A 25586-nucleotide genomic window follows, 5' to 3' on the forward strand; every position below is an offset into this window, starting at 1 on the left:
TGGCGAGGAAGGCGCCGATGTAGGAGCCGACGATGCCGATGACGATGTTCATCAAAAGCCCGTGGTTCGACTTCATCACCTTGTCGGCGATGATGCCGGCGAGCGCGCCGATGAACAGCGTGCCGATCCAGCCCACGCCGCCGCCGAGGTCCATCAGGTGATTCGATTCCATGTTTCTGCCCCTTCGTTTAGTCTGTTTTTCAGGATAGGCCCTGACCGGCCCGCCATCAAGCGGCCCGATGGGGCATGGCTCACATGTGGATGACGCGGCCGTAGGCGTCGAGGACGCTCTCGTGCATCATTTCGGAGAGGGTGGGATGCGGGAAGACCGTGTGCATCAGCTCCTCCTCGGTGGTTTCCAGCCCCATGGCGATGACGAAGCCCTGGATCAACTCGGTCACTTCCGCCCCCACCATGTGGGCGCCGAGAAGCCTGCCGGTCTTGGCATCGAAGATGGTCTTGATCAGACCCTGGTCCTCACCCAGCGCGATGGCCTTGCCGTTGGCGAGGAAGGGGAAGCGGCCGACCTTGAGTTCATACCCGGCAGCCTTGGCCTTGGCCTCGGTGAGGCCGACGCTGGCCACCTGCGGGTGGCAGTAGGTGCAGCCGGGGATCTGCTCCTTCTTCATCGGGTGGACGTCGAGGCCCTTGATCTTCTCGACGCAGATGACGCCCTCGTGCTCTGCCTTGTGGGCGAGCATCGGCGGGCCTGCCACGTCGCCGATGGCATAGACGCCGGGGATGTTGGTGCGGCCATAGCCGTCGATGACAATGCAGCCGCGCTCGGTCTTCACACCCAGCGCTTCAAGCCCCAAGCCCTCGATGTTGCCGTGGACGCCCACGGCGGAGATGACGCGGTCCACCGTGATGGTCTCCGTCTTGCCGCCCGCCTCGATGGTTGCGGTAACACTGTCAGCCTGACGGTCGAGCTTGGTAACCTTCGCGGCCAATCTGAACTTGAGGCCCTGCTTTTCCAGCTGCTTCTGGGCGGCCTTGGAGATTTCGGAATCCTCGACCGGCATGATCTGCTCCATCACCTCGACCACCGTCACGTCGACGCCCATGGCATTGTAGAATGAGGCGAACTCGATGCCGATTGCGCCTGAGCCGACGACGAGCAGCGACTTCGGCATGGCCTTTGGAACCATCGCCTCGAAATAGGTCCAGACCAGCTTGCCGTCAGGCTCCAAACCGGGGAGCACGCGCGGACGGGCGCCAGTGGCGATGATGATGTTCTTCGCGGTGTAGGTGCCAGGCCCCAACTTGTCTTTCGGCTCGGGTGCCTGCGGCTGGACGGCAAGCTTCGTGGGTGTCGTCACCACGATCTCGTTCGGCTTTGTGAGCTTGGCCTCGCCCCAGATGACCGTGACCTTGTTTTTCTTGAGCAGCATGGTGACGCCGCCGTTCAGGCGGCCCGAGACGCCGCGCGAGCGCTGCACGACGGCCTGCGCGTCATAGCTGATGTTGTCAGCCGAGAGGCCGTAGTTCTTGGCGTGCTTCATGTAGTGATAGATCTCGGCCGAGCGCAGCAGTGCCTTGGTGGGGATGCAGCCCCAGTTGAGGCAGATGCCGCCCAAGTGCTCGCGCTCGACGACGGCCGTCTTGAAGCCAAGCTGTGCGGCGCGGATCGCCGCCACATAGCCGCCGGGGCCGCCGCCGATGATGATGATGTCGAAGTTTGTGTCGGCCATGTGAGTGTTCCTTGTCAGCGCCCTCAAAGGATGGCCGGGTCAGGCCCGGCCATGATGAGGAATTTCAGTTCATCATGCCCGGGCTCGACCCGGGCATCCTCTTCACAGTCCCGAAATCCGCTTCACCACCGGCACAAGCGCGGTGCCGATGGCCTTGGTGTTGGCGGCGTCGAGGTGGCCGCCGTCGGTCTTGTCGGCCTTGGCCACGCTTCCTGCGTCGAAAAAATGAACGCCCATCTCCTGCGCAACGCGGGCGTAGTGCTTGCCGAACAGCCTCGACTCCTCGATGGCGTGGCCCCACAGGTCGTTGAACCATTCGTCGTCAGTGCGAACGAGCGCCGGCGGCGCCACAATCAGCACCTGCGGCTTTGGTGCCCAGGCCTGGAATGGAAAGGTCTGGACGATCTGCACCAGCCTGCCCATGCCCATGGAGGCATCGAAGGCGCGGCAGCGGTTGGCGAACTTGATGTCGTTGGTGCCGAGCAGGATGATGACGAGATCGAGCGGCTGGTGCGTCGACAGCAGCACGGGAAGGATCCGCGCGCCGTTGCGGTCATCGCCGGTGGTGGGATCGTCGAACACCGTGGTGCGGCCGTTGTGGCCCTCCTCGATCACCCGCGCCTTGCCGTGAAGGCCGGCGGCCAGCACGTTGGGCCAACGCGTGTCGAAGGGGTGGCGCTCCCATGTGCCGGCGATGAAGCCCCAGGTGAGGCTGTCGCCGAAGGTGAGGATGTTCTTCATGGCCATCACACCAGCATCAGGCCGGGTTCTTCGAGATAGGCCTTGATGGCGCCGATGAACTCGGCACCCAGCGCGCCGTCGATGCAGCGGTGGTCAGTCGACAGCGTGATGGTCATCTGTTGCTCGATGACGATGTCGTTGCCGCGCACCACGGGGCGGCGCTCGCCCGTGCCGATGGCGAGGATCGAGGCATGCGGTGGGTTGACGATGGCCGCGAAGGACTTGACGTTCATCATGCCCATGTTGGAGATGGCCGCCGAGCCGCCGGTGTATTCCTCGGGCTTGAGCTTGCGATTGCGGGCGCGCGCGGCATAGTCCTTCATCTCGGTCGAGATCTGGGCGAGGCCCTTTAGCTCAGCGGAGCGCACGACCGGGGTGATGAGACCACCGGGGATCGAGACCGCGATGCCGATGTCGGCGTGCTTGTGCTTCACCATGGCATTCTCGGTCCAGGTCACGTTGGCGTCCGGCACCTTGATGAGGGCCATGGCCATGGCCTTGATGATGAAGTCGTTGACGGAGATCTTCCAGCCGGGCTTGCCCTCCTTGTCCTTCGGGGCCTGCAGGTTCAGGCGCTCGCGCAGCTCCAGCAGATGATCGAGGGTGACGTCCACGGAGACATAGAAATGCGGGATGGTCTGCTTGGACTCGGTAAGCCTGCGGGCGATGACCTTGCGCATCTGGTCATGCGGCACGAGCTCGTAGGAGCCGGGCTCGAAAAGCTTGAGCACCTGCTCGTCCGACGGCGGCGCGGCGAAGACGGGGCCGGTGGATTTGGCGGCGGTGGGTGCTGCTCCCGGCTTGGCGGTCTCCACGTCCTTCAGAACGATGCGGCCATGCGGGCCGGAGCCCAGCAGTGCCGCAATGTCGACGCCCTTCTGCTTGGCCACGCGGCGGGCGAGCGGCGAGGCGAAGACGCGGGCGCCCTCGGGCTTCGCAGTGGCAACGGGTGCGGGGGACGCGGCGGCGGGTGCAGCTGCGGGGGCTGCGGCAGGCGCAGGTGCAGCGGCTTTGGGGGCTGCGGCAGCGGGCGCATCGCCCATCTTCTCGCCTTCGCCGAGGATCACGGCAATGGGGGTGTTGACCAGCACGTCCTCGGTGCCGGCGGGGATCAGCAGCTTGCCGACGGTGCCCTCATCGACGGCTTCGACTTCCATCGTGGCCTTGTCGGTCTCGATCTCGGCCAGGACATCACCGGACTTGACGGTGTCGCCTTCCTTCTTGAGCCACTTGGCAAGCTTGCCCTTCTCCATGGTGGGCGACAGGGCGGGCATGAGCACGTTCACGGGCATCGGCGGAGTTCCCTATTCGTCTGATGTGCGCGGGGACCGTTCTGGCCCCCGCGCAGGGTCGCGCTTGCGTTAGGACTTGTTGGCCAGCGGCGAGAGCTGCGCGGCGACCTTGTTCAGGTCCTCGTTCAGCACCTTGCGGATGGCCGCAAAATTGTCGGCCGCGTTGCCTTCGCCCATTTCGGCGCAGGCGGAAGCCACCTGCTGCGCCATGCCGGCGAGCACATGGCCCCAGACTTCTGCCTTGCCGAAGGCCATGGCATGCAGCGAGAGGCTCAAGCCCCCGTTGGTGATCCATCCGCGGACGACTTCGCCGGCCTTGGGATCATGGAACACCTCATGCGGCGGCTCCAGCTGGTGCGGGTGGGTTTCGCCGTGGTGGTTGTGGTGATGATGGTCGTCAGACATAGAGCACAGCCTTTGCTGCGGCGACCACCTCATCGGCATTGGGCAGCGCCAGTTTTTCGAGATTGGCCGCATAGGGCATGGGTACGTCCTTGCCGGCGACGCGTGCGACGGGCGCGTCGAGGTAATCGAAGGCATGAGTCATGATCTGGGCGGCGATTTCGCTGGTGACCGAGAATTGCGGGAAGCCCTCTTCCACGCAGACGCAGCGGTTGGTTTTCTTGACACTCTCCAGCACCGTTGCGAGGTCCATCGGGCGGATGGTGCGGAGGTCGATGACCTCGGCTTCGATGCCCTCGGCGGCGAGCTTGTCGGCCGCTGCCATGGCATAGGTCATGCCGATGCCGAAGGAGACGATGGTGACGTGATGGCCAACACGCGCGATGCGGGCCTTGCCGATCGGCACCAGCCAGTCTTCGACCTTGGGAACCTCGAAGCTCTTCCCATAGAGAATTTCGTTCTCGAGGAAGACAACCGGGTTCGGATCACGGATGGCCGACTTCAAGAGGCCCTTCGCGTCAGCGGCGCTATAGGGCTGAACCACCTTGAGGCCGGGGATGTGGCCATACCATGCGGCATAATCCTGGCTGTGCTGTGCGCCGACACGCGCCGCCGCACCGGAAGCACCACGGAACACGATGGAGCAGTTCAGCTGGCCGCCTGACATGTAATGCGTCTTGGCGGCAGAGTTGATGATCTGGTCGATGGCCTGCATCGCGAAATTGAAGGTCATGAACTCGACGATGGGCTTGAGGCCCGCGAAGGCTGCACCCACCGCAAGGCCGGTGAAGCCATGCTCGGTGATCGGCGTGTCGATGACGCGCTGCGGCCCGAACTCTTCGAGCATGCCCTGCGAAATCTTGTAGGCGCCCTGGTACTGGCCCACTTCCTCGCCCATCAGGAAGACGTCGGGGTCGCGGCGCATCTCTTCCGACATGGCTTCACGCAGCGCCTCACGCACCGTCATGGTCACCATCTCGGTGCCTTCGGGCACTTCAGGTGATGCGGCGGGAGCGGAGGTGATGATGGCAGGTGCTGCGACGGGAGCTGCCTCGGCAGGTTTCGGCGCTTCGGCCTTGGGTGCGGGTGCTGCATCCGCCTCGCCGATCACGGCGATGGGCGTGTTGACCTTCACGTTCTCGGTGCCGGCCGGGATGAGGATCGCGGTGAGCGGCCCCTCATCGACGGCTTCCACTTCCATGGTGGCCTTGTCGGTCTCGATCTCGGCGATGACATCGCCGGGCTTCACCATGTCGCCCACGTTCTTGAGCCACTTGGCGAGCTTGCCCTCTTCCATGGTGGGAGACAGGGCGGGCATGAGGATGGATGGCATTGGCGTCCCCGGCTCAGGCGTTCACGTAGATGTCGGTGTAGAGCTCGGATGCATCCGGCTCCGGATCATTCTGGGCGAATTCCGCGGCTTCCGTCACGACGGCGCGGATCTCGGCATCGATCTTCTTCAGATCGTCCTCGGTCGCGAGCTTGGCGTTGAGGATGCGGGCCTTCACCTGCTCGATCGGGTCATGCTCCTCGCGCATCTTCTGCACTTCTTCCTTGGAGCGGTATTTCGCCGGGTCCGACATGGAGTGGCCGCGGTAGCGATAGGTCATCATCTCAAGGATGTAGGGGCCCTCGCCCGCGCGGCAGTGCTCGATGGCGCGGTCGGCGGCATCGCGCACGGCGCGGACGTCCATGCCGTCGACCTGCTCATAGGGAATACCGAAGGCCGCGCCACGCGCACCCAGGTGATCGGAGACGGCGGTCGAACGTGTGGCTGCCGTACCCATGGCATAGCGGTTGTTCTCGATCACGAAGATCACCGGCAGCTTCCAGATCGAGGCCATGTTGAAGGTCTCGTAGACCTGGCCCTGGTTGGCCGCACCGTCGCCGAAATAGGCGATCGAGACATTGTCGTTGCCGCGATACTTGTTCGCGAAGGCAAGCCCTGCCCCCAGCGGCACCTGCGCGCCGACGATGCCGTGGCCGCCGTAGAACTGCTTTTCCTTGGAGAACATGTGCATGGAGCCGCCCTTGCCCTTGGACAGGCCGCCCTTGCGGCCAGTGAGCTCGGCCATCACGCCCTTGGGGTCCATGCCGGCGGCCAGCATGTGGCCGTGGTCGCGGTAGGAGGTGATGACCTGGTCACCCTCCTTCTGGGCCATTTCCATGCCCACGACGACCGCTTCCTGGCCGATGTAGAGGTGGCAGAAACCACCGATGAAGCCCATGCCATAGAGCTGGCCTGCCTTCTCCTCGAAGCGGCGGATCAACAGCATTTCCTTATAGGCGTAGAGCTCTTCCTCGGTGGTGAAGCCGCTGTTGGACAGATTGGGCTTGTCACCCTTGGCCGATTTCTTCGAAATGTAGGCCGACTTGACCGCCATGAATGCTTCCTCCAGCCATGACCATTTCAGGTTTCATAGCATTAAACGCTTGGGAATGCAGGGGGTTTAGGCGATTAACCGGATTTCGGTTTACGCTGCGGATTTCACTCGGAGATTTGCCGCGATGTGAAGGCCACAACGTCGGTCGGCTTGGCCAGTTCGAGGTTGCCACGGGCCAATTCGTCGAGGAGGTCGGGGTCGATGCTCTCAGGCCGCAGGAGGGAGACCTTGCCCTCGAGTTTCTCGCGCTCTGCCAGAAGAGCGTCGAACTTGTCCTTGAGAACCGCCACCTTCACCTCGAGCTTGTCTCGATGCGCGAAGCCGCGCGGGCCCTTGTAGGCGTGCCAGCCGAAATAGCCCAGCAGCGCACAGCAGACGCAGGTGACGACAAAGTCGAAGCGGCGCATCGGCCAAAGTTCCTTTGATTCCTGTCGCAGATTTCGACGGACTCAGTTAACAATCCCCTCACCCCGCGCTTATTTATTCGCTTGACCTTTGGGGCCACCGTGCCGATGTAACTCGTGGAGTTACCATTATGTTGTCCAGCAGCCGATTCATTGTCGCCGTCCACGCCATGAGCGTCCTCGCCCGATTCAAGGGCAAGGGCCCCGTGTGCTCGGCCTTGGTTGCTGAGAGCGTGCACACCAACCCGGTGGTCATCCGCAGGCTGATGACCGAGCTGGAGAAGGCCGATCTGGTGAAGTCGGTGGCGGGTCGCTCGGGCGGTTTCGAGCTCAACAAGGACCCTGCCCAGATCACGCTCGCCGACGTCTATTTCGCGGTCGAGGACGAAAACGTATTCCGGATGCACAAGACGGATCCGAGTTCCAGCTGCCCTGTTGCCGCCCAACTGGGCCAGATCCTGACGGGACCACTACGGGCCGCCGAATGCGCCTTGCATTCGAGCCTGGCCAAGACATCGATCCGCGACGTCGCCTCTTCCATCGTCTGATACGCATTCGTGGCCGACGCCCTCAGCAAGGCGAAAGCCTCATCCCTCCTTTGGCTTCTGGCGGCTGGCAATTTCATCGTTGGTATGGGTGTCTTCTTGGTCATCGGCATCGTATCGCCGATTGCCGAGGCGCTTGGTGTTTCCAAGGCTGATGCCGGCATCATCATCACCAGCTATGCCGTTGCCTATGCCCTGCTCTCACCCATCGGCGCGGCGCTGACGGGCCGAGTGCCACGCCGCATGGTGCTGGCCGGATCGCTTGTGCTGTTCTGCCTCGGCACTTTGATTTCTGCTGTATCGACGACGCTGACCATGCTGGCTCTCTCTCGCCTCATCGTGGCGCTGGGTGCAGCACTCTACACGCCGCTCTCGGCGGGCGTGGCGGTTGCCGTGACGCCTATCGAGGAGCGAGGCCGGGCCCTTGCCAAAGTCTTCGCCGGCATGTCCATGGCGCAAGTGGTGGGCGTGCCGGCAGGTGCCTGGATGGCCTACCGCTTCGGTTGGCATGCGCCGTTCTTCCTCGTCGCGGCGCTGGCCGCAGTGTTCGCAGTTGTGTTGCTGCGCATGGTGCCACGTAACATCCACGTGCCCTCGGGCAGTGTCTCCACCATCCTCTCCGCACTCGGCAACCTGCGCCTGATGCTGGCTGTCAGCTTCACCGCCATGCTGATGACCTCGGTGTATATCGCCTTCACCTTCTTCGGCCCGATCATCGAGGCTTCGACCGGGGCGCAGTCCAATATGGTGCCTCTCTATTTTGCGTTGTTCGGCATCGGTGCGGTGAGCGGCAATTTCATTGGTGGCTACCTGAGTGACCGGTTCGGGGCATTTCGGACACTGGTGATGGTCTGTCTCGGCCACATGGCATTATTGCCGTTGTTCTCTGTGATGCCGTGGAACCCGTGGCTGCTGGCATTGATCGTCACGGTATGGAGCGGCTTCGCGTGGTGCTTCGTGCCTCCGCAGCAACTCAGGCTGGTGGCAATCGCACCCCAGACCCCGGCACTTGCCCTCGCACTCAATGCGGCCATGGTTTACGCCGGCATCGCCATCGGCTCATCTATCGGCGCGGGGCTGCTGGATTGGAAGGGCTTGCCGGTGCTCGGCATCGCTGCAGCCATAAGCGCCGGGCTGACGCTCATCCAGCTTCTGGTGACGGACCGCTTCGCCCGGCAGAAGTCTGACGCTATTTCATCTGCTGCCTGAGGAACGCACCGGCACTCGCCAGTGCCGCGGCCGCCTCCGGCGCCGGAGCGCCCTGGAAGACGTGCCACATGCCCTCGTAGAGATCGATCACGACATCGACCTTTGCCGCCTTGAGAGCCTGGTAAGTGCGAACACTGGTCGAGAGCAGGATGGTGCGCGTGCCGTCCTGGACGAGTGTCGGGGGGAAGCCTTTCGAGAAATCACCATAGAGAGGCGAGACGCGTGGATCGCGCAAGTCGAGGCTGCCCGCATAAGCCAGCGCGGAATTGCCGAGGAACCCTGCATAGGAGAGCGTGGGATCGGCCGCTGGCAGCGTGATCGCGGTGTCGCCGGTGTTGGAAAGATCGGCCCAGGGCGAGAACAGCAGCACCGCGGCAGGCATGGCTGCACCCTGCTCGCGGAGATTAAGCACGGCCCGGAGGGCAAGGTTGCCGCCTGCCGAGTCCCCGAACAGCGCGATGCGGCTCATCGACGTGCCTTGTGCCACGATGCCCTTCAGCACGGCAGCGACCTGTGCCTGAACCGTGTCCCACTTCACGGCTGGTGGGTTGGTGTAGTCGATGGAGATGACGCGCATGCCAGCGGCATTGCCCACCAGTGCGCCGAGGCCCGCCATGGAGCGCGAACTGAACAGGGTGAAGCCGCCCCCGTGGATGTAGACGATGACGCGGCCATCATCGATCCAGCCCTTCGGCCTGATGTCGAGCACTGGCACGCCGCCGATCGTGGCCTCCGTCAGTGTCGCGCCGAGCTGATCAAGGACGGTCTTGTTGGGTGTTTCCAGCGCCGTCTCCTGGGCGTCGTGGAGTGCCTTCCACCCCACGAGGTCATCAGGTGCCGGACCCTTCAGCTGCTTGAGGCCTGCTGACTGCAGGAATTCGATGACGGCCTTCGCTTCAGGCGAAATGGTGTCTGGCAGCGGGAGCACGTCAGCGGCCATCGCGGCACGGGAGCAAAGGAGAAGCGGAAGCAGGACGTGGCGGATTGCCCGTGTCATCCTCGCGATGTTTGGCATGTGCGGCCCCCGGCATAAGTTGGAGGCTATTTATGTGGGGTTCTTGAGTCAACCCTCGACCACTACATGCAGTTTCACCTTCGCCGGGCTTGACCCGGCGATCCTTTGGGTGGCCACAAGAAAGGATGCCCGGGTCAAGCCCGGGCAAAGTGACAACTCGATTGTAACGTGAACGAGATCTTACGCCTTGATCGCCTGCGACAGGTCGCCGATCAGGTCGTCCGTATCCTCGAGGCCTACCGAGAGACGAACCATGCCGTCGGTGATGCCCATCATGGCGCGGGCCTCGGGCCCGATGTTGCGATGGGTGGTGGAAGCCGGATGCGTCATCAGCGACTTGGCGTCACCGAGGTTGTTCGAGATGTCGATGATGCCGAGGTTGCGCAGAAGGTCGAAGGCCTTCTTCTTGCCGCCAGCCACCTCGAAGGTGACCATGGTGCCGCCAAGTGTCATCTGCTTGCGGCAGAGGACGGCCTGCGGATGCGAGTCGAGGTGCGGGTACAGCACGCGGGCGATGCCCGGCATGGCTTCGAGTGCCGCGGCCACCTTGTGCGCTGAATGGCTTTGCGCCTCGACACGCAGCTTCATGGTCTCGAGGCCCTTCAGCAGGACCCAGGCGTTGAAGGGAGAGATCGACGGGCCAGTGTGGCGGAGGAAGGGCTTCAGCTGCTCTTCCTTGAACTTCTTCGTCGACATGATGGCGCCACCGAGGACACGGCCCTGCCCGTCCATGTGCTTGGTGCCGGAATAGACGATGACATCCGCGCCATAGCAGAGCGGGCGCTGCAGGATGGGGGTGGCGAAGATGTTGTCCACCACGATGTTGGCGCCCTTGGCCTTGGCGATGGCGCAGACGGCTTCGAGGTCGATGACCTCGAGGCCGGGGTTCGACGGCGTCTCAAGGAACACGCATTTGGTGTCGGACGTGATGGCCTCTTTCCAGGCGTCTAGGTCCTTGCCATCGACCAGCGTGACCTTGATGCCGAAACGCGGCAGGATCGAGGTGACGATCTGGTAGCAGGAGCCGAACAGTGCCTTGGAGGCCACGAGGTGGTCTCCCGCCTTCAACTGGCAGGCGAGCGCGCCGAACACGGCGGCCATGCCCGAAGCGACTGCGTAGCAGGCCTCCGCTCCTTCGAGCAGCGCCAGCCTGTCTTCGAACATGGTGACGGTGGGGTTGCCGTAGCGGCCATAGACATAGCCGTCATCCTCGCCGGCGAAGCGCTTCTCGGCGGTTTCCGGTTCGTCATAGACGAAACCGGAATTGAGGAAGAGCGCTTCGGACGTCTCGCCGTACTTCGTGCGGTCCAGCCCGCCGCGGACCAGCTTTGTGGCGTCTCCCCAGCTCTTGGAGTCGGACTTATTCTTCTTCATCGAAACGTGCTTTCTAGCTCTGGACCCAGGGGAGCCCGGCGGCCTTCCAGCCGCCCAGCGTGCCGCGATGGCCAGTGGCATCCTTGTCGCCCTCAAAGCCCTGAGCCACGTTCCAGGCGTTGGAATAGCCGGCCTGTGTCAGCGCCGAAGCGGCAGAGGCCGAGCGTGCGCCGGAGCGGCAGATGCAGAGGATCTCGGCGTCCTTGGGAAGGCCCATCTGGTCAACCTCGGCGACGAAATTGCCGTTCACCTGCATGGACGGAAAAACCTGCCAGGACAGGCGGATGAGGCGCTCCACGGCGGGAACGCCCACGAACACCCATTCAGGTTGGGTGCGCACGTCGACGAGCACGGCGGCGGGGTTGTTCTGGAGCCGCTGGTAGGCCTCGGCCGGAGAAATGTCACCCTGATGCATGGAACGATCCGTTCGTTGTTTCGAACGATTTAGTCCAAACGGATTCGTCCCGCAAAGGAAAAGGGGGGCTGGACCGGCCAGAGGTGAGGGGCTGGCCCGCTCCCGTGAGGCGGTTTGGCGCTTCCGGTTCGCCCCCCGGTCCTGTTAGAAGAATTCACCATCTGATCCGGAGTTTACGTGATGTCCAAGTCCCTGCCCGCCCGCGCCGACGTCGTCATCATCGGCGGCGGCATCGTCGGTTGCTCGATCGCCTATCACCTGACCAAGGAGGGGATCACCGACGTCGTGCTGCTGGAGCGCAAGCAGCTGACCTCGGGCACCACCTGGCATGCGGCGGGCCTCGTCGGCCAGCTGCGGGCCACCCGGAACCTCACCGAGCTCGCCAAATACACCACCACGCTGTTCGAGGGGCTGGAGAAGGAGACGGGACAGGCCACCGGCTTCAAGCAGAACGGTTCGATTTCGGTGGCCCTCACCGACGGGCGCCTCGAAGAACTGGTGCGCGGCGCCTCCATGGCCAAGAACTTCGGCCTCGACGTGCAGGTGATCTCGACTGGTGAAATTCACGAGCGGCTGCCGCACTACAACATGGAGAACGTCAAGGGCGGCGTGTTCCTGCCCAAGGACGGACAGGTGAACCCGATTGACGTGACGCAGGCGCTCGCCCAGGGCGCGCGCTCACGCGGGGCCAAGATCGTCGAGAACGTGAAGGTGACGAAGATCCTGACCAAGGATGGTGCGGCCTATGGCGTCGAGACCAGCGACGGGACCATTCTTGCCGACAAGGTCGTGGTGGCATCGGGCATGTGGTCGCGCGAGCTGGGGCGCTCCATCGGCGTCAATATTCCGCTCCATGCCTGCGAGCATTTCTACATCGTGTCGGAGCCCATCGCTGAGCTTCCGCGCAACATGCCGGTCGTTCGCGTGCCGGATGAATGCACCTATTACAAGGAAGATGCCGGCAAGCTGATGATCGGCGCCTTCGAGCCCAAGGCAAAGCCGTGGGGCGGCGGCGGCATCGACGAGGACCATGCCTTCGTGACGCTTCCCGAAGACATGGACCATTTCGAGCCGATCCTGGCGGACGCCATCAACCGCGTGCCGCTGCTGGAAACCGCTGGAATCCAGCTGTTCTTCAACGGACCGGAAAGCTTCACGCCGGACGTGAAGTATTATCTCGGCGAAGCGCCGGAAGTGAAGAACGTCTATGTGGCTGCGGGCTTCAACTCGATCGGCATCCAGTCATCGGGCGGTGCGGGCCTCGTGCTTTCGAAGTGGATCAAGAACGGCCATCCGCCGATGGATGTGACCGGCATGGACATTCGCCGCATCCACCCCTTCCAGTCGGTGAAGTCCTATGTGCGCGAGCGCGTGTCGGAGTCGCTTGGCCTGCTCTACGCCATGCACTGGCCGTACCGGCAGGCCGAGACGGCTCGCGGCGTGCGCCGTTCGCCGCTCTATCATTGCGAGAAGGAACTGGGCGCAGTGTTCGGCGAGGTGAACGGCTGGGAGCGCCCCAACTGGTATGCCCGCGGAAGCGTGAAGCCTGAGTATGAATACTCCTATGGCCGCCAGAACTGGTTCCCCTGCGCCGACTATGAAGCCAAGCAGCTGATGACCAACTGTGCCTTCTTCGACCAGGCGAGCTTCGCCAAGTATTCGGTCGAGGGCCGCGATTCACTCAAGGTGCTGAACCGTGTCTCCGCCGCGAACGTCGACGTGGAGCCGGGCCGCATTGTCTATACGCAGTGGCTGAACGAACGCGGCGGCATCGAGGCCGACCTCACCGTCACCCGGCTGGAGGAGAACAAGTTCCTCGTCGTGACGGGTGCCGCACCGCAGACGCGCGACATGGCATGGCTCAAGCGCCACACGCCATCCGACGCGCATTGTGTGGCGACCGACATCACCTCAGGGCTCCCGATGATCGCCATCATGGGGCCGAAGTCGCGCGCACTGCTCGAGAAAGTCTCGGGCGCGGATCTTTCGAATGCCACTTTCCCCTTCGGCACGTCGAAGGAACTCGAGGTGGGTTATGCTCGCGTGCGCGCGAGCCGCATCACCTATGTGGGCGAGTTGGGCTGGGAGCTCTACATCCCCACCGAATTCACGGCCCACGTGTTCGAGGTGCTGCAGGAGGCCGGCAAGGAGTTCGGCCTCACGCCTGCGGGCATGCACACCATGAACAACTGCCGCACCGAAAAGGCCTATCGCCACTGGGGCCATGACATTGCGGATGAGGACACGCCGCTCGAGGCGGGCCTCGGCTTCGCCGTCGCCATGGACAAGCCGGGCGGCTTCATTGGGCGAGAAGCGCTGCTGACGCAGAAGGCTCTCCCTGTGCTTCCCAAGCGCTTCGTCTGCCTGGCACTGGATGACAATTCCGCCACGGCACCGATGATCTATCACGAGGAGCCCATCTACCGGAACGGCGTGCTCGTCGGTTCAACGACGTCAGGTGCCTGGGGCCACCGCGTGAACCTGTCGCTGGGGCTGGGCTACGTCCACAACAAGGATGGTGTGACCAAGGACTGGATCGAGGGCGCCAAGTGGGAAGTGGAACTGGCGTGGAAGCGCTATCCGGCCAAGGTGCAGTTCCAGAGCTTCTATGACCCGAAGGGCGAGCGCATCAAGGCGTGAGGCTTCTGGCATTCCCGAAGGATGCCACGCCATTGGCGAGGACCACGACGAGCGACATGATCGTCAGCATCAGGAAGCTCGGTGTTCCGGCATAGTCGAGAAGCACGAAGGCGCCCGCGGCCACGATGAAGGTCACGATGGCCAGACTATGCCGGAGGTTGCTGATGAGGCCGCCTCCGGCGAGTTTCATCATCTCGACACACAGCGCGACCAGACCGGCGATGACGAAGAAGTCACCACCACGCAGCGTCATCTCGACCCCGGACATGAGCGTTGTCGAATAGGCATCGCCGTCGATCATCATGCCACCTCCTGAAGCCATCAGCAGATAGGCCGCAATGACGATGGCGAGGGCGGGGAAGGCAATGATGTATTTCATGATGGGGCTCTCCGGTGATGGCGGGACCCTAGACACTTGCCGCGATTCCCGCAAAAGGCACCGCAGAGCACCAGCCCGATTGCGGCTTGCTCCGGGCGAGGCATAGGCTATAAAGTCAGTAGAGTATTCAGAAGGAGATCAGCATGGCACTGCAAATCGGCGACATCGCCCCGGATTTCGAGGCCAACACCACCGAAGGCCGTCTCAAGTTCCATGACTACATCGATGGCACCTGGGTGGTGTTCTTCTCCCACCCCAAGGATTTCACGCCCGTCTGCACCACCGAGCTGGGCTCGGTTGCCAAGATGAAGCACGAGTTCGACAAGCGCGGCGTGAAGCTGATCGGCATCTCGATCGACTCGGTCGAGGACCACAAGCGCTGGAAGGACGACATCAAGGACGTGACCGGCGCCACGGTGAACTATCCCATGATCGGCGACGAGGACCTCGAGGTGGCCAAGCTCTATGGCATGATCCACCCCAATGCCTCAGGCAACGCCAAGGGCCGCACGGCCGCTGACAATGCCACGGTGCGCAGCGTGTTCATCATCGGGCCGGACAAGAAGTTGAAGTTCATCGCCTCCTACCCGATGAGCACGGGCCGCAACTTCAATGAAATCGTCCGCGTGGTGGACTCGCTGCAGCTGACCGCAACAAAGTCGGTGGCCACGCCTGCCGACTGGAAGCAGGGCGAAGACGTGATCATCCTCGCCTCACTGTCGGACGAGGCCGCGAAGGAAAAGTTCCCCGGTGGCTGGAAGACGCTGAAGCCCTATCTCCGCGTGGTGCCGCAGCCGAAGTAATTCGGATTTCACCGACGATCATCTTGGCCGGGCTTGTCCCGGCCATCTTTTTTGGGTGGCACAGAAAAGGATGCCCGGGTCGAGCCCGGGCATGATGAGAGGTGGGTGGCTATGTGTGGAACGGTTGTCCGTCACCACCACTGCGGTGCGGTGTAGCCCCCTGCCGCGGCTTCGATGGCGGCGGCGGCCTGGAACAGCGTTTCCTCGCCGAAGGGCTTGCCGATGAGCTGAAGGCCGAGCGGCAGGCCATCAGCGGAAAGACCCGCCGGAACCGCGATGCCGGGAAGGCCGGCCATGTTCACCGTCACCGTGAAGATGTCGTTCAGGTACATCTGCACCGGATCGGTGATCTCGCCCGGCGCGAAGGCGGGGCTGGGTGTTGCCGGGGTCAGCACCACGTCCACCTTGTCCCAGGCCTTGTCGAAGTCGTTCTTGATCAGGGTGCGGACCTTCTGGGCGCGAACGTAATAGGCGTCGTAGTAGCCAGCCGACAGCACATAGGTGCCGATCAGGATGCGGCGCTGCACCTCGCGGCCGAAACCGGCGGCACGCGAATTCTCGTACATGTCGACGATATCGTCACCCGGAACGCGCAGGCCATAACGCACGCCGTCATAGCGCGCGAGGTTGGATGAGGCCTCGGCGGGTGCCACGATGTAATAGGCGGGCAGCGCATACTTGGTGTGCGGCAGCGAGATCTCGACGATCTCTGCTCCCTGGGCCTTCAGCCACTCCGCCCCCTTGCTCCACAGCGCATCGATTTCGGCGGGCATGCCGTCGACGCGGTATTCCTTCGGGATGCCGACGCGCAGGCCCTTGATGGGACGGCCGATGGCGGCTTCGTAATCCGGTACGGGAAGGTCCACCGAGGTGGTGTCCTTCGGGTCAACGCTGGCCATCGACTTCAGCATGATGGCGGCGTCGCGCACGTCGCGCGCGATGGGGCCTGCCTGGTCGAGCGACGAGGCGAAGGCGACGATGCCCCAGCGCGAGCAGCGGCCATAGGTAGGCTTGATGCCCACGGTGCCTGTGAAGGCCGCAGGCTGGCGGATCGAACCGCCCGTATCGGTGGCCGTTGCAGCGGCGCAGATATGCGCGGCGACGGCGGCGGCGGAACCGCCTGAAGAGCCACCAGGCACGAGCGCGGCGTTGGAGTTCGTCCGCTTCCACGGGTTGATGACGTTGCCGTAGTAGCTCGTCTCGTTGGAGGAGCCCATCGCGAACTCATCCATGTTGAGCTTGCCGAGCATCACCGCACCATCGCGCCACAGATTGGCGCTGACGGTGGACTCATACTGCGGCTTGAAGCCATCGAGCACGTGGCTGCAGGCCTGGGTGTGCACGCCTTCGGTGGCAAAAAGGTCCTTGATGCCGAGCGGAATGCCTTCCAGCGCCCCACACTGCCCGGCAGCGAGCCGGGCGTCGGAGGCCTTGGCCATTTCGCGCGCCTTTTCCGGTGTCTCGAGGATATAGGCGTTGAGCACGCGGGCCTTCTCCATGGCTGCGAGATAGGCATCGGTGAGTTCAAGCGCGGTGAACTGCTTCTTCTTCAGGCCGTCGCGGGCGGCGGAGATGGTGAGGGAAGTGAGATTGGTCATGGCTTATTCAATCACTCGTGGGACCATGAAGAAATCGTCATCCTGTGCGGGCGCGTTGGCGACGATCTTCTGCGGGTAGTGGCCGTCGGTCACCACGTCATTGCGCATCTTCATCTTCATGGTGACGACCGAGGTCATGGGCTCGACATTGGCCACGTCGACCTCGTTCAGCTGCTCGATGAAGCCGAGGATGGCACTGAGTTCGCCAGCGAGGCGCGGCACGTCCTCATCCTTCACCTTGAGGCGCGCCAGACGCGCCACACGCTTCACGGTTTTCTGATCGACCGACATGAAATCAAACCCTTGGGAACATTCTCGTGGCGCGGAATAGCACCCGCTCAGGCCACCTGCAACTTGGCTTTCTGGCGGCCCTTTTCGTCGAAGTTCTTGAGGTCCAGCCAGCGCTCGAAGCCGGCCCGGATATGGGGCCAGTCCTTGTCCAGCATGGCGAACCAGGCGGTGTCCCGGTTGCGGCCCTTGACGATCAGGTGCTGGCGGAAAATGCCTTCGAAACTGAAGCCGAAGCGCTCCGCCGCCTTGCGCGAGGGGGCGTTGAGGGCATCGCACTTCCATTCCAGGCGCCTGACACCCAGGTCATCGAAGCAGTGGCGGATCATCAGGAAGATCACCTCGGTGGCCTCCTTGGTCTGCTGCAGGCCGGGCGACATCCAGATATGGCCGATCTCGATCACCCCATTGGGGGCGTCAGACCGCATGAAGGAGCCCATGCCGACGGCCTTGCCGGTGGCCCGGTTGATGAAGGCATAGAACCACGGGTCGCGCGAGGCCTGCCGCTCCCGTACCCAGGCCTCGAACTGATCGAAGGACTGCCACGGGCCATAGCCGAGGTATGTCCAGACATCGCCGTCGGGGTCGCTGTCGTGGAAGCTGTCATAGAGATCCTTCGCATGCATCTCCGGAGAAACGGGTTCCAGCACCACCCAGCGGCCGTGCAGCGGGCGCATGTCGGGTTTTGAGCCGGATGGCAGCGGGTCGACCACTGGCCCCACCGGACGTTCAGGCTTCTTGCTCATCAGAATGTCGCCGTTTCGCCAGACGCCATCACGCGAACCTTGCCGGCGTCCGGTCCCATGGCCTTGAGGAACTTGGAGGCATCATCATCCACATAACCCTTGAAGGAGGCGAAGTGGCAGGGAATGACCGTCTTGAAATCAAAGAAATGGCGGCAGGCATAGGCTGCCTGGTCACCGCCCATGGTGAAGCGGTCGCCAATCGGCAGGATGCCGATCTCGGGGCGGTAGAGCTCCTGGATCAGCTTCATGTCATAGGACAGGCCGGTATCACCGGCGATGTAGAGCGTGTTGCCATGCTCCTTCTTCGGCTCGATCACGAAGCCTGCCGGGTTGCCGAGATAGACGGGCTGGCCCGCCACCATGTCGGATGAGGAATGCCAGGCATTGGTGAAAATCACGTCGAAATCGTCGAAGCTGATGCGACCGCCGTGGTTGCCGGGGCTGTATTTCTCGATGCCTTTGCCGTTGAGCCACGAGCACACCTCGAAATTTGAGACGAGCAGCGCGCCGGTGGCCTTCAGGATCTCCACGGAATCGCCCACGTGGTCGCCGTGGCCATGGGTGAGCAGAAGATGCGTCAGGCCCTCGCTGGCCTCCTGCCAGCCCACCGTGGCGGCGGGGTTGCCGGTGAAGAACGGGTCAACGAGGATGACGGCGGCGCCGGTCTCGATGCGGAAGGCCGAATGGCCATGATAGGTGATCTTCATCTGGGAACTCCTTGGGATGGGGGATGTATCCCCCGGCCATACGAGAATGGCAAGGTGGCGGTTCGGACGGGGGATACCACCAGGTACTGGGGTTGCTTGCGTGCGGGGCTGGAACGGGTAAAGGGACGGGCATGGCCTCCACTGACCTCACGCTGCCCCAAGCCATTGCCGCCATTCCGACGGACAGACGGCTGATGGGGCTCGACCTCGGGTCGAAGACCATCGGGGTTGCCACCAGCGACCGTACCCGGATGATCGCCACGCCGATCGAAACCATCGCGCGCAAGAAATTCACGCAGGATGCCGAGCGGCTGCTGGCCATCATCGCGGCGGAGAACATCGGTCTCATCATCCTTGGCCTTCCCGTCAACATGGACGGCACCGAGGGACCGCGCTGCCAGTCCACCCGCTCTTTCGCGCGGAATTTTGCCAGGCTGTCTCCCACGCCTGTGGTGTTCTGGGACGAGCGGTTGTCCACCGCAGCGGTGGAACGCATGCTGATCCAAGCCGACGCCTCGCGCGCCAAACGTGACGAGGTGATCGACAAGCTGGCCGCCGCGTGGATCCTTCAGGCGGCCCTCGATTCACTCAGATGACGACGATCTTTCTTGCCCTGCTGCCGGTGTTCATCGTCATCCTCGTGGGTTTCGGCCTGCGGAAGACGCAAGTGATCTCCACCGAGCAATGGGCGGGGCTCGACCACGTCTGCTATTTCGTGCTGTTCCCGGTGATCATCTTCAAGGAGATCGCGGCGGCGGATTTCGCCGGCGTCCCGGTGCTGCAGATGGCGGGCGCCATGGCAATTTCGGTGATCGTCATGATCGGGCTCCTCGTGCTGCTCAGCTGGCCGCTGATGGCGGGGTTGCGGATCAACGGCCCGAGCTTCACCTCCCTCGTTCAGGGCTCGGCGCGCTGGCACACCTTCATTGCATTCGCCATCATACCGCTCACCTTCGGAACCAAGGCCCTGTCGCTGGGTGCCGTGAGTGCGGCAGCGATGACGCCGCTCTTGAACATCCTTTGCGTGATCGTGATGGCACGGTTTGCACATGAGACCCATGTATCACCGCGCAATCTGCTGCTGTCGATCCTGAAGAACCCTTTCGTTTTCTCCTCGCTGGGCGGTGTTGCCTGGCAGCTCTCCGGGCTGGAGCTTCCGGCCATGGCGCTACAGGTGCTGGACATGATCGGTCGCGGCGCGCTGGGGCTGGCCCTGCTCACGGTCGGGGCCGGGTTGCGGATCGGCTCTGTGGTGAGGGAATGGCCCCCGGTGGCGCTGGCCGTGGTGCTGAAGCTGCTCGCCATGCCAGCCCTGATGGCCGCCACCCTGTGGCTAATGGGGGTGCATGGTGACGCTTTCGCGGTAGCCCTGCTCTGCGGGGCTGTGCCCACCGGCTCCGGGGCCTATGTGCTGGCCCGCAAGATGGGGGGCGATGCCCCCATGGTCGCCAACATGCTGACCGTTCAGGTGATCGCGGCCGTTGTCACCATCCCCCTCATTCTGTGGCTAGCCGGGGTTGGCGCCTAAGGCCTGTGCAAAGCCCCCAGAAGGTGCTTGCGGCGCGCCGGGATAGTGCTTACACACCCGGTTTTGATGACACGCGATGCACGCCCGCCGCTCCTCAAACGCCAGCACTTGCTGGCCATTGACGATATCTCCTCCCTTGAAGCCATCCGCATCCTCGACCTGGCCGAGCGCTATGTCGAGGTGAGCCGCCAGACCGACAAGCGTCAGCTGGTGCTTCAGGGCCGGACACAGGTGAACCTGTTCTTCGAAGCCTCCACCCGAACCCAATCCTCCTTCGAGATCGCCGGCAAGCGCCTCGGCGCCGACGTCATGAACATGGCGGTCGCCAACTCCGCCGTCTCCAAGGGCGAGACGCTGCTCGACACGGCAATGACCATCAACGCCATGCAGCCGGATTTCCTGGTGGTGCGCCACCCGTCATCAGGCGCCGCCGAGCTCCTCGCCCAGAAAGTGTCATGCGCCGTCATCAACGCCGGTGACGGCCAGCATGAGCACCCGACCCAGGCGCTGCTCGATGCCCTCACCATCCGCCGCCACAAGAAGCAGTTCGAAGGCCTGATCGTGGCGATCTGCGGCGACGTGCTGCACTCGCGCGTGGCGCGCTCCAACATCCACCTGCTCAACAAGCTGGGCGCGCAAGTGCGCGTCGTGGCGCCTTCCACTCTGTTGCCCTCCGGCATAGGCAATTTCGGCGTCGAGGTTCACCGCAGCATGGAAACCGGCCTCAAGGGTGCCGACGTCGTGATGATGCTGCGCCTGCAGCTCGAGCGCATGACCGGCGCCTTCGTGCCTTCGATCCGCGAATATTATCGCTTCTATGGCCTCAATGCCGAGACGCTGAAAATCGCCAAGCCGGATGCGATGGTGATGCACCCCGGCCCGATGAACCGTGGTATCGAGATCGACTCCGATGTGGCTGACGGCGTGCAGTCGGTTATCCGCGAACAGGTGGAGATGGGGGTCGCCGTGCGCATGGCCGTGCTCGATGCGCTGAGCCGAAACATTCCCGGCGGAGGCAATTCATGATCAACCCCGCCAAGCACAGCGCCCGCCGCCGCGCCTATGTGAACGCCAATATCGTGGCGCCTGCACAAGGGCTGAACGGCAAGGGTGGCATCCTCATCGAAGACGGCTGGATCCTCGACGTGGGGCCGAAGGTGACGAAAGACAGTGTTGGCGCGTCCGCCACCGTCACTGACTGCAAGGGCCTCACCCTCATTCCCGGCCTCATCGACATGCGGGTGTTCACCGGTGAACCCGGCACCGAATACCGCGAGACGCTGGCCAGTGCCTCGGGTGCTGCCGCGGCAGGTGGCGTGACGACCATGATCGTCATGCCCAATACCCAGCCGGTGATCGATGACGCTGCCATCGTCGACTTCATTCTGCGCCGGGCGCGAGACACGGCTTCCGTGCGTGTCGCACCCATGGCCGCCATCACCAAGGGCCTGAACGGCGAAATGATGACGGAGATCGGACTGCTCAAGGAAGCTGGTGCGGTTGCCATCACCGAGGGCACCAAGCCCGTAGCCAGTGCCAACGTGTTCCGCCGGGCGCTGACCTATGCCAAGGACTTCGACCTGCTCGTCGTGCAGCACGTCGAGGAGCCGAGCCTGTCCTCCGGCGTGATGAACGCCGGTGAAACCGCGAGCCGCCTCGGCCTTTCCGGCAACCCGGCCATGTCCGAGGTCATCATGCTGGAGCGTGACCTGCGGCTCGTGGAAATGACGGGTGCGCGCTACCACGCCTCGCAGATCTCGAGCCGCCATTCCGTGGAGGTGATGCGGGCCGCCAAGGCGAGAGGCCTGCCGGTTACCTGCGGCGCCTCTGTGCATCACCTCGTTCTCAACGAGAACGACATCGGCGCCTACCGTACATTCTTCAAGCTGTCGCCGCCCTTGCGCAGCGAGGATGACCGGCGTGCGCTGGTCGAGGCCGTGGCAGACGGCACCATCGACGTCATTGTTTCCGGCCATGACCCGCAGAGTGCCGACACCAAGCGGCTGCCCTTCGCCGAGGCCGCCTATGGCGCCATCGGGCTGGAAACCTTGCTGTCTGCCGCGCTGTCGCTCCACCACAATGAGGGCGTGCCGCTGGCCTGCCTCGTGGAGGCCATGTCGTCGAAGCCAGCGGAAATCCTGCGGCTGGAGACGGGGCGTCTTGCGCCGGGGGCACCTGCCGATTTCGCGATCGTCGACCTCAACCTGTCGTGGATTGTCGAGGAGGACGTCCTGCGATCGCGCGCCAAGAACTCGCCCTTCGAGCACCGCACGCTGGAAGGCCGCGCGGTTGAGACCATCGTTGCGGGCGAGAGCGTCTTCGCCTACGCTCGCTCTTAGAACATCTTGCAAGAGGGAATGATGGGCTCCGGCCTCGAGATGATCATCGCACTGGTGTTCGGCTATCTCTGCGGGACCATCCCCTTCGGGCTGATCCTGGTGAAGTCGGCCGGGCTCGGTGACATCCGCTCCATCGGTTCCGGCAACATCGGCGCCACCAACGTGTTGCGCACCGGCAACAAGAAGGTGGCCGCACTCACCCTCATCCTCGATGCCTTGAAAGGTACGGTACCCGCCCTGCTCATAAGCTGGCTCTATGGTCCAGAGGCGGGCGTGATCGGCGGCCTAGCAGCCTTCTTCGGCCACCTGTTCCCCATGTGGCTGGGCTTCAAGGGCGGCAAGGGTGTTGCCACCAACATCGGTGTTCTGTTCGGACTGTTCTGGCCACTTGGCCTGATCTTCCTGGCCGTCTGGATCATCATGGCCCTGCTGTTCCGCATCTCATCGCTCTCCGCCCTCACGGCGAGTTTCCTGTCGCCCTTCGCGGCCTACGCGCTGGGGCGCGGCGACCTGATCCTGCCAGCTGTCATCATGGGGGCAGCGATCTTCGTCACCCACCGCGCCAACATCGCGCGCCTGCTCAAGGGCGAGGAGCCCCGCATCGGAAAGTCGAAACCCGCATGATGGTTCCCTGAATGGTGGCTGGGCCGCTCAGTGACGAGGAGCGCCTCAACTGGCTGATCCTCTCCAGAAGCGAGAATGTCGGGCCCACCACCTTCAAGAGCCTCATCAAACGTTTCCACACCGCTGGCGCGGCGCTGCGCGCACTGCCTGACCTCACCCGCAAGGGCGGCCTCAACCGGGCGCCCCGCATCTGGAGCCGCGATAACGCCGAACGTGCTTTCGCCAGCGCCGACAAGATCGGTGCACGCTTCCTGTGCAGCGTCGAGCCTGCCTATCCAACGCTTCTAAGGCAGGCGGAGCCCGCTCCGCCTATCATCTGCATCAAGGGCGACGAGGCGCTGTTCGCTCGCAGCGGCGTCGCCATCGTCGGCGCGCGCAACGCCTCGGCACTGGCCCGCAAATTCACCCGGCAGCTGGCGCGCGAGATCGGGGCCGATGGGCATGTGATCGTCTCGGGCCTCGCGCGCGGCATCGACACGGCGGCGCATGACGCAGCGCTCGACACCGGCACCATCGCAGTGGTCGCTGGCGGCCTTGACGTCATCTATCCACCGGAGAACGCAAGTCTGCATGCGGCGATCTGTGAGCGCGGGCTGATCGTGTCAGAGCAGGTGCCGGGCACCGAACCCAAGGCCGACTTCTTCCCGCGCCGCAACCGCGTCATCTCGGGCCTGTCGCGAGCGCTGATCGTGGTTGAAGCGGCACTGCGCTCTGGCTCGCTCATCACCGCCCGCTTCGCCGCCGAGCAGGGGCGCGAAGTCTTTGCCGTGCCGGGCTCACCACTTGACCCGCGCTGCGAGGGGACCAACCGGTTGATCCGCGATGGGGCCACGCTCCTGATGACATCACGCGACGTGCTCGAAACCCTGGGAAGCGAAGCACCGCACCAAATGAGCTTCTTCGAGCCGGAGCCGCCGCCCCTGCCCCTGCGCGAGCCGGATGCCGCCGAGATGCGTCATGTGCTGGAAATGCTCTCGCCCAACCCGATCGACTTGGATGATCTGGCGCGCGAGACCGGGCTGGATGCGGCAATGCTCAATGCCGTTCTCCTCGAACTCTCCCTCGTGGGCCGCATCACCCGGCACGCCGATGGCAGCGTGTCACGCGCCTGACAGCTGCCGGATCTCCGCGGCCACCAGGTGCTGCAACTCCCAGAGGTAGCTGTCGTGGATGCCGAGTTCCTCGAGCTTCATCACCGTATTGTGGAGATAGGCAGCGCCTGAGCCACCGAAGCCTGCAGCACGTGCCAGCATGTGGGCCTGGGCGTGGATGGGCAAGTCGACGTAGAAGCGGTCACACCGCATGCCGGCATAGAAGGTCAGTGCCCTTTGTTGGGCACCACCTGCATCGACATCCACCCAGCGCCAGCCGCTGGCGATGCGGCGGAACGGCACTTCGCGGCGCAGCAGCTTGTCGAGTTCTGTTGCGGCAGTTGCTTCATCGATGCGATAGAGCTCACCCTTGCACGAGCCACCATGATCGAGCGCCAACATGAGGCCGGGCTGTTCGGGAGAACCGCGAAAGCGCGACAGCTGCATGCAGAAGGCGCGGTGCCAGCCGCGCAGCGTGGCGTGGCGGCGATCGGTGAAGGTGAAGCCCGGGTTCCAGAGAAGTGATCCATAGGCGAACACCCAGATGGACCCTGGCCCGTGCTGGGCGATGATGGCTGGTACGGCCTCGGCATAGTCCGCGTCCGTCATCGGCACGCGGTCAGGGTCCGGTGGTGGATGGTCCTGCGGGACCTTGCGCTCAACAAGCGCCACCAGGTCCGGGGTGAGAACGAGCTTCCTGCGCATCGTCCTCCTTAGCCCTCTCAACCGCTGTTGTCGCCGGAGCCGAGCTGGCGCAGTACAAGCATCATGGTGGCGTGGGCCTCGCCCGCCCCCACATTGACGATCTTGTGGGCCAAGTCACCGCGGAAGCGCAGCGTCTCGCCTACTTTCACGCGGCGGGTTTCTTCACCGGTGGTCACGTCCAGTTCGCCGGCCAATATGTACAGGTGCTCAACCGTTCCCTGCGGGTGCGGATCGGATTCGAGAACGCCGCTCGCCTTGGCGCGGAAGTCGTACCACTGCACCTGATCAACCAGGTTGAGAGGGCCTGCGATGGCCAGCCTGCACAGCCCGTCCTGGCTCTCGAGGATTGGCACGCCGGACTTTGTCTGGTGCTCCAGAAACAGTTGGCCGCCCTCGGTGCGCAGCACCTCGTCGATTGTCGTGTCGAGTGCCCGGGAAAGGCGGTAAACCGTTGAAAGGGTTGGGTTCGTCTCGTTCCGCTCGATCTGTGAGATGATCGACTTGGCAACGCCTGAATGCTCCGACAGGTCGCCCAGCGACATATTGTAGGCCTTGCGCAGCCGCTGGATGGTCTTGCCCAGGGATGGGGTCGGGTCAAAGTCCTGTGATGAGCTGTTTTTGCTGCCGCGACGCGTTGACATTTCGTCGTCCTGAACTTAGAACTGG

27 protein-coding genes are annotated in these 25586 nt (G+C 63.5%); 10 read left to right on the forward strand and 17 right to left on the reverse strand.

Features of this window, described 5'->3' with window-relative positions; genetic code table 11:
- Positions 1-251 precede the first annotated feature (251 nt).
- The 7 genes from lpdA to WCJ41_RS05655 form a co-directional block, all read right to left on the reverse strand.
- Positions 252-1691: a dihydrolipoyl dehydrogenase gene (gene lpdA, locus WCJ41_RS05625; protein WP_336904860.1), complete on the reverse strand. Its 1440-nt coding sequence runs from the start codon at positions 1689-1691 to the stop codon at positions 252-254.
- A 102-nt stretch (positions 1692-1793) separates the two neighbouring features.
- Complete coding sequence (locus WCJ41_RS05630; RefSeq protein WP_336904861.1) at positions 1794-2432, reverse strand: SGNH/GDSL hydrolase family protein; 639 nt, start codon at positions 2430-2432, stop codon at positions 1794-1796.
- Between the two features lie 5 nt (positions 2433-2437).
- Positions 2438-3724 (reverse strand): pyruvate dehydrogenase complex dihydrolipoamide acetyltransferase, encoded by a 1287-nt coding sequence (locus tag WCJ41_RS05635; RefSeq protein ID WP_336904862.1) that lies wholly within the window; start codon positions 3722-3724, stop codon positions 2438-2440.
- A 69-nt stretch (positions 3725-3793) separates the two neighbouring features.
- Positions 3794-4129 (reverse strand): DUF5076 domain-containing protein, encoded by a 336-nt coding sequence (locus WCJ41_RS05640; RefSeq protein WP_336904863.1) that lies wholly within the window; start codon positions 4127-4129, stop codon positions 3794-3796.
- A complete protein-coding gene (locus tag WCJ41_RS05645; protein WP_336904864.1) occupies positions 4122-5459 on the reverse strand; it encodes a pyruvate dehydrogenase complex E1 component subunit beta in 1338 nt (445 codons plus the stop codon). Before WCJ41_RS05645 ends, WCJ41_RS05640 begins: the two co-directional genes overlap by 8 nt.
- A gap of 13 nt (positions 5460-5472) precedes the next feature.
- Complete coding sequence (gene pdhA / locus WCJ41_RS05650; RefSeq protein ID WP_336904865.1) at positions 5473-6510, reverse strand: pyruvate dehydrogenase (acetyl-transferring) E1 component subunit alpha; 1038 nt, start codon at positions 6508-6510, stop codon at positions 5473-5475.
- A gap of 104 nt (positions 6511-6614) precedes the next feature.
- Positions 6615-6917 (reverse strand): septum formation initiator family protein, encoded by a 303-nt coding sequence (locus tag WCJ41_RS05655; RefSeq protein ID WP_336904866.1) that lies wholly within the window; start codon positions 6915-6917, stop codon positions 6615-6617.
- 128 nt (positions 6918-7045) lie between these two features.
- Between WCJ41_RS05655 and WCJ41_RS05660 the strand changes: the two genes are divergently transcribed.
- Together WCJ41_RS05660 and WCJ41_RS05665 are read left to right on the forward strand one after the other, a co-directional pair.
- Positions 7046-7462 (forward strand): Rrf2 family transcriptional regulator, encoded by a 417-nt coding sequence (locus WCJ41_RS05660; protein ID WP_336904867.1) that lies wholly within the window; start codon positions 7046-7048, stop codon positions 7460-7462.
- 9 nt (positions 7463-7471) lie between these two features.
- Positions 7472-8668, forward strand: coding sequence for an MFS transporter (locus WCJ41_RS05665; protein WP_336904868.1), 1197 nt, complete (start codon positions 7472-7474; stop codon positions 8666-8668).
- Here WCJ41_RS05665 and WCJ41_RS05670 read toward each other — a convergent pair.
- From WCJ41_RS05670 to WCJ41_RS05680, 3 genes are all read right to left on the reverse strand, one after another.
- On the reverse strand, positions 8649-9683 hold the full coding sequence (locus WCJ41_RS05670) for an alpha/beta hydrolase (RefSeq protein ID WP_336904869.1): 1035 nt from the start codon (positions 9681-9683) through the stop codon (positions 8649-8651). The genes WCJ41_RS05665 and WCJ41_RS05670 overlap by 20 nt on opposite strands.
- A gap of 180 nt (positions 9684-9863) precedes the next feature.
- Positions 9864-11057: an O-succinylhomoserine sulfhydrylase gene (gene metZ / locus WCJ41_RS05675; protein ID WP_336904870.1), complete on the reverse strand. Its 1194-nt coding sequence runs from the start codon at positions 11055-11057 to the stop codon at positions 9864-9866.
- 13 nt (positions 11058-11070) lie between these two features.
- Entirely contained in the window at positions 11071-11472 is a 402-nt protein-coding gene (locus WCJ41_RS05680) for a rhodanese-like domain-containing protein (RefSeq protein ID WP_336904871.1), read from the reverse strand.
- A gap of 180 nt (positions 11473-11652) precedes the next feature.
- Between WCJ41_RS05680 and WCJ41_RS05685 the strand changes: the two genes are divergently transcribed.
- Positions 11653-14112, forward strand: a complete 2460-nt coding sequence (locus WCJ41_RS05685) for an FAD-dependent oxidoreductase (RefSeq protein WP_336904872.1) — start codon at positions 11653-11655, stop codon at positions 14110-14112.
- Here WCJ41_RS05685 and WCJ41_RS05690 read toward each other — a convergent pair.
- Positions 14102-14491: a hypothetical protein gene (locus WCJ41_RS05690; RefSeq protein ID WP_336904873.1), complete on the reverse strand. Its 390-nt coding sequence runs from the start codon at positions 14489-14491 to the stop codon at positions 14102-14104. The genes WCJ41_RS05685 and WCJ41_RS05690 overlap by 11 nt on opposite strands.
- A 143-nt stretch (positions 14492-14634) precedes the next feature.
- Between WCJ41_RS05690 and WCJ41_RS05695 the strand changes: the two genes are divergently transcribed.
- Entirely contained in the window at positions 14635-15294 is a 660-nt protein-coding gene (locus tag WCJ41_RS05695) for a peroxiredoxin (protein WP_336904874.1), read from the forward strand.
- Between the two features lie 131 nt (positions 15295-15425).
- On the opposite strand, the gene gatA is transcribed toward WCJ41_RS05695, so the two are convergent.
- The 4 genes from gatA to WCJ41_RS05715 are packed head-to-tail and all read right to left on the reverse strand — an operon-like array spanning position 15426 to position 18633.
- On the reverse strand, positions 15426-16892 hold the full coding sequence (gatA, locus tag WCJ41_RS05700) for an Asp-tRNA(Asn)/Glu-tRNA(Gln) amidotransferase subunit GatA (protein ID WP_336904875.1): 1467 nt from the start codon (positions 16890-16892) through the stop codon (positions 15426-15428).
- 3 nt (positions 16893-16895) lie between these two features.
- Positions 16896-17183 carry an Asp-tRNA(Asn)/Glu-tRNA(Gln) amidotransferase subunit GatC gene (gene gatC, locus WCJ41_RS05705; protein WP_336904876.1) on the reverse strand — a complete coding sequence of 96 codons (288 nt, stop codon included), beginning with the start codon at positions 17181-17183 and terminating at the stop codon, positions 16896-16898.
- A 47-nt stretch (positions 17184-17230) separates the two neighbouring features.
- Positions 17231-17926, reverse strand: coding sequence for a GNAT family protein (locus WCJ41_RS05710; protein ID WP_336904877.1), 696 nt, complete (start codon positions 17924-17926; stop codon positions 17231-17233).
- A complete protein-coding gene (locus WCJ41_RS05715; RefSeq protein ID WP_336904878.1) occupies positions 17926-18633 on the reverse strand; it encodes a metal-dependent hydrolase in 708 nt (235 codons plus the stop codon). Before WCJ41_RS05715 ends, WCJ41_RS05710 begins: the two co-directional genes overlap by 1 nt.
- Positions 18634-18764: 131 nt before the next feature.
- On the opposite strand from WCJ41_RS05715, the gene ruvX reads away from it, so the two are divergent.
- The 6 genes from ruvX to dprA all read left to right on the forward strand — a co-directional run bounded on the left by ruvX (position 18765) and on the right by dprA (position 24236).
- A complete protein-coding gene (gene ruvX / locus WCJ41_RS05720; protein ID WP_336904879.1) occupies positions 18765-19229 on the forward strand; it encodes a Holliday junction resolvase RuvX in 465 nt (154 codons plus the stop codon).
- Positions 19226-20161: an AEC family transporter gene (locus tag WCJ41_RS05725; RefSeq protein ID WP_336904880.1), complete on the forward strand. Its 936-nt coding sequence runs from the start codon at positions 19226-19228 to the stop codon at positions 20159-20161. The genes ruvX and WCJ41_RS05725 overlap by 4 nt, the downstream gene beginning before the upstream one ends.
- Positions 20162-20227: 66 nt before the next feature.
- On the forward strand, positions 20228-21187 hold the full coding sequence (locus tag WCJ41_RS05730; protein WP_336904881.1) for an aspartate carbamoyltransferase catalytic subunit: 960 nt from the start codon (positions 20228-20230) through the stop codon (positions 21185-21187).
- Positions 21184-22500: a dihydroorotase gene (gene pyrC / locus WCJ41_RS05735; protein ID WP_336904882.1), complete on the forward strand. Its 1317-nt coding sequence runs from the start codon at positions 21184-21186 to the stop codon at positions 22498-22500. The genes WCJ41_RS05730 and pyrC overlap by 4 nt, the downstream gene beginning before the upstream one ends.
- 18 nt (positions 22501-22518) lie before the next feature.
- Complete coding sequence (gene plsY, locus WCJ41_RS05740; RefSeq protein ID WP_336904883.1) at positions 22519-23124, forward strand: glycerol-3-phosphate 1-O-acyltransferase PlsY; 606 nt, start codon at positions 22519-22521, stop codon at positions 23122-23124.
- Between the two features lie 11 nt (positions 23125-23135).
- On the forward strand, positions 23136-24236 hold the full coding sequence (gene dprA / locus WCJ41_RS05745; RefSeq protein ID WP_336904884.1) for a DNA-processing protein DprA: 1101 nt from the start codon (positions 23136-23138) through the stop codon (positions 24234-24236).
- Here dprA and WCJ41_RS05750 read toward each other — a convergent pair.
- Positions 24225-24920, reverse strand: coding sequence for a gamma-glutamylcyclotransferase (locus tag WCJ41_RS05750; protein ID WP_336904885.1), 696 nt, complete (start codon positions 24918-24920; stop codon positions 24225-24227). The genes dprA and WCJ41_RS05750 overlap by 12 nt on opposite strands.
- A gap of 17 nt (positions 24921-24937) precedes the next feature.
- Positions 24938-25561, reverse strand: a complete 624-nt coding sequence (locus WCJ41_RS05755; protein ID WP_336904886.1) for an XRE family transcriptional regulator — start codon at positions 25559-25561, stop codon at positions 24938-24940.
- Between the last annotated feature and the right edge of the window lie 25 nt (positions 25562-25586).

Source organism: Aestuariivirga sp. (assembly GCF_037139295.1).
In the GTDB taxonomy this organism is placed as follows: Bacteria; Pseudomonadota; Alphaproteobacteria; order Rhizobiales; family Aestuariivirgaceae; genus Aestuariivirga.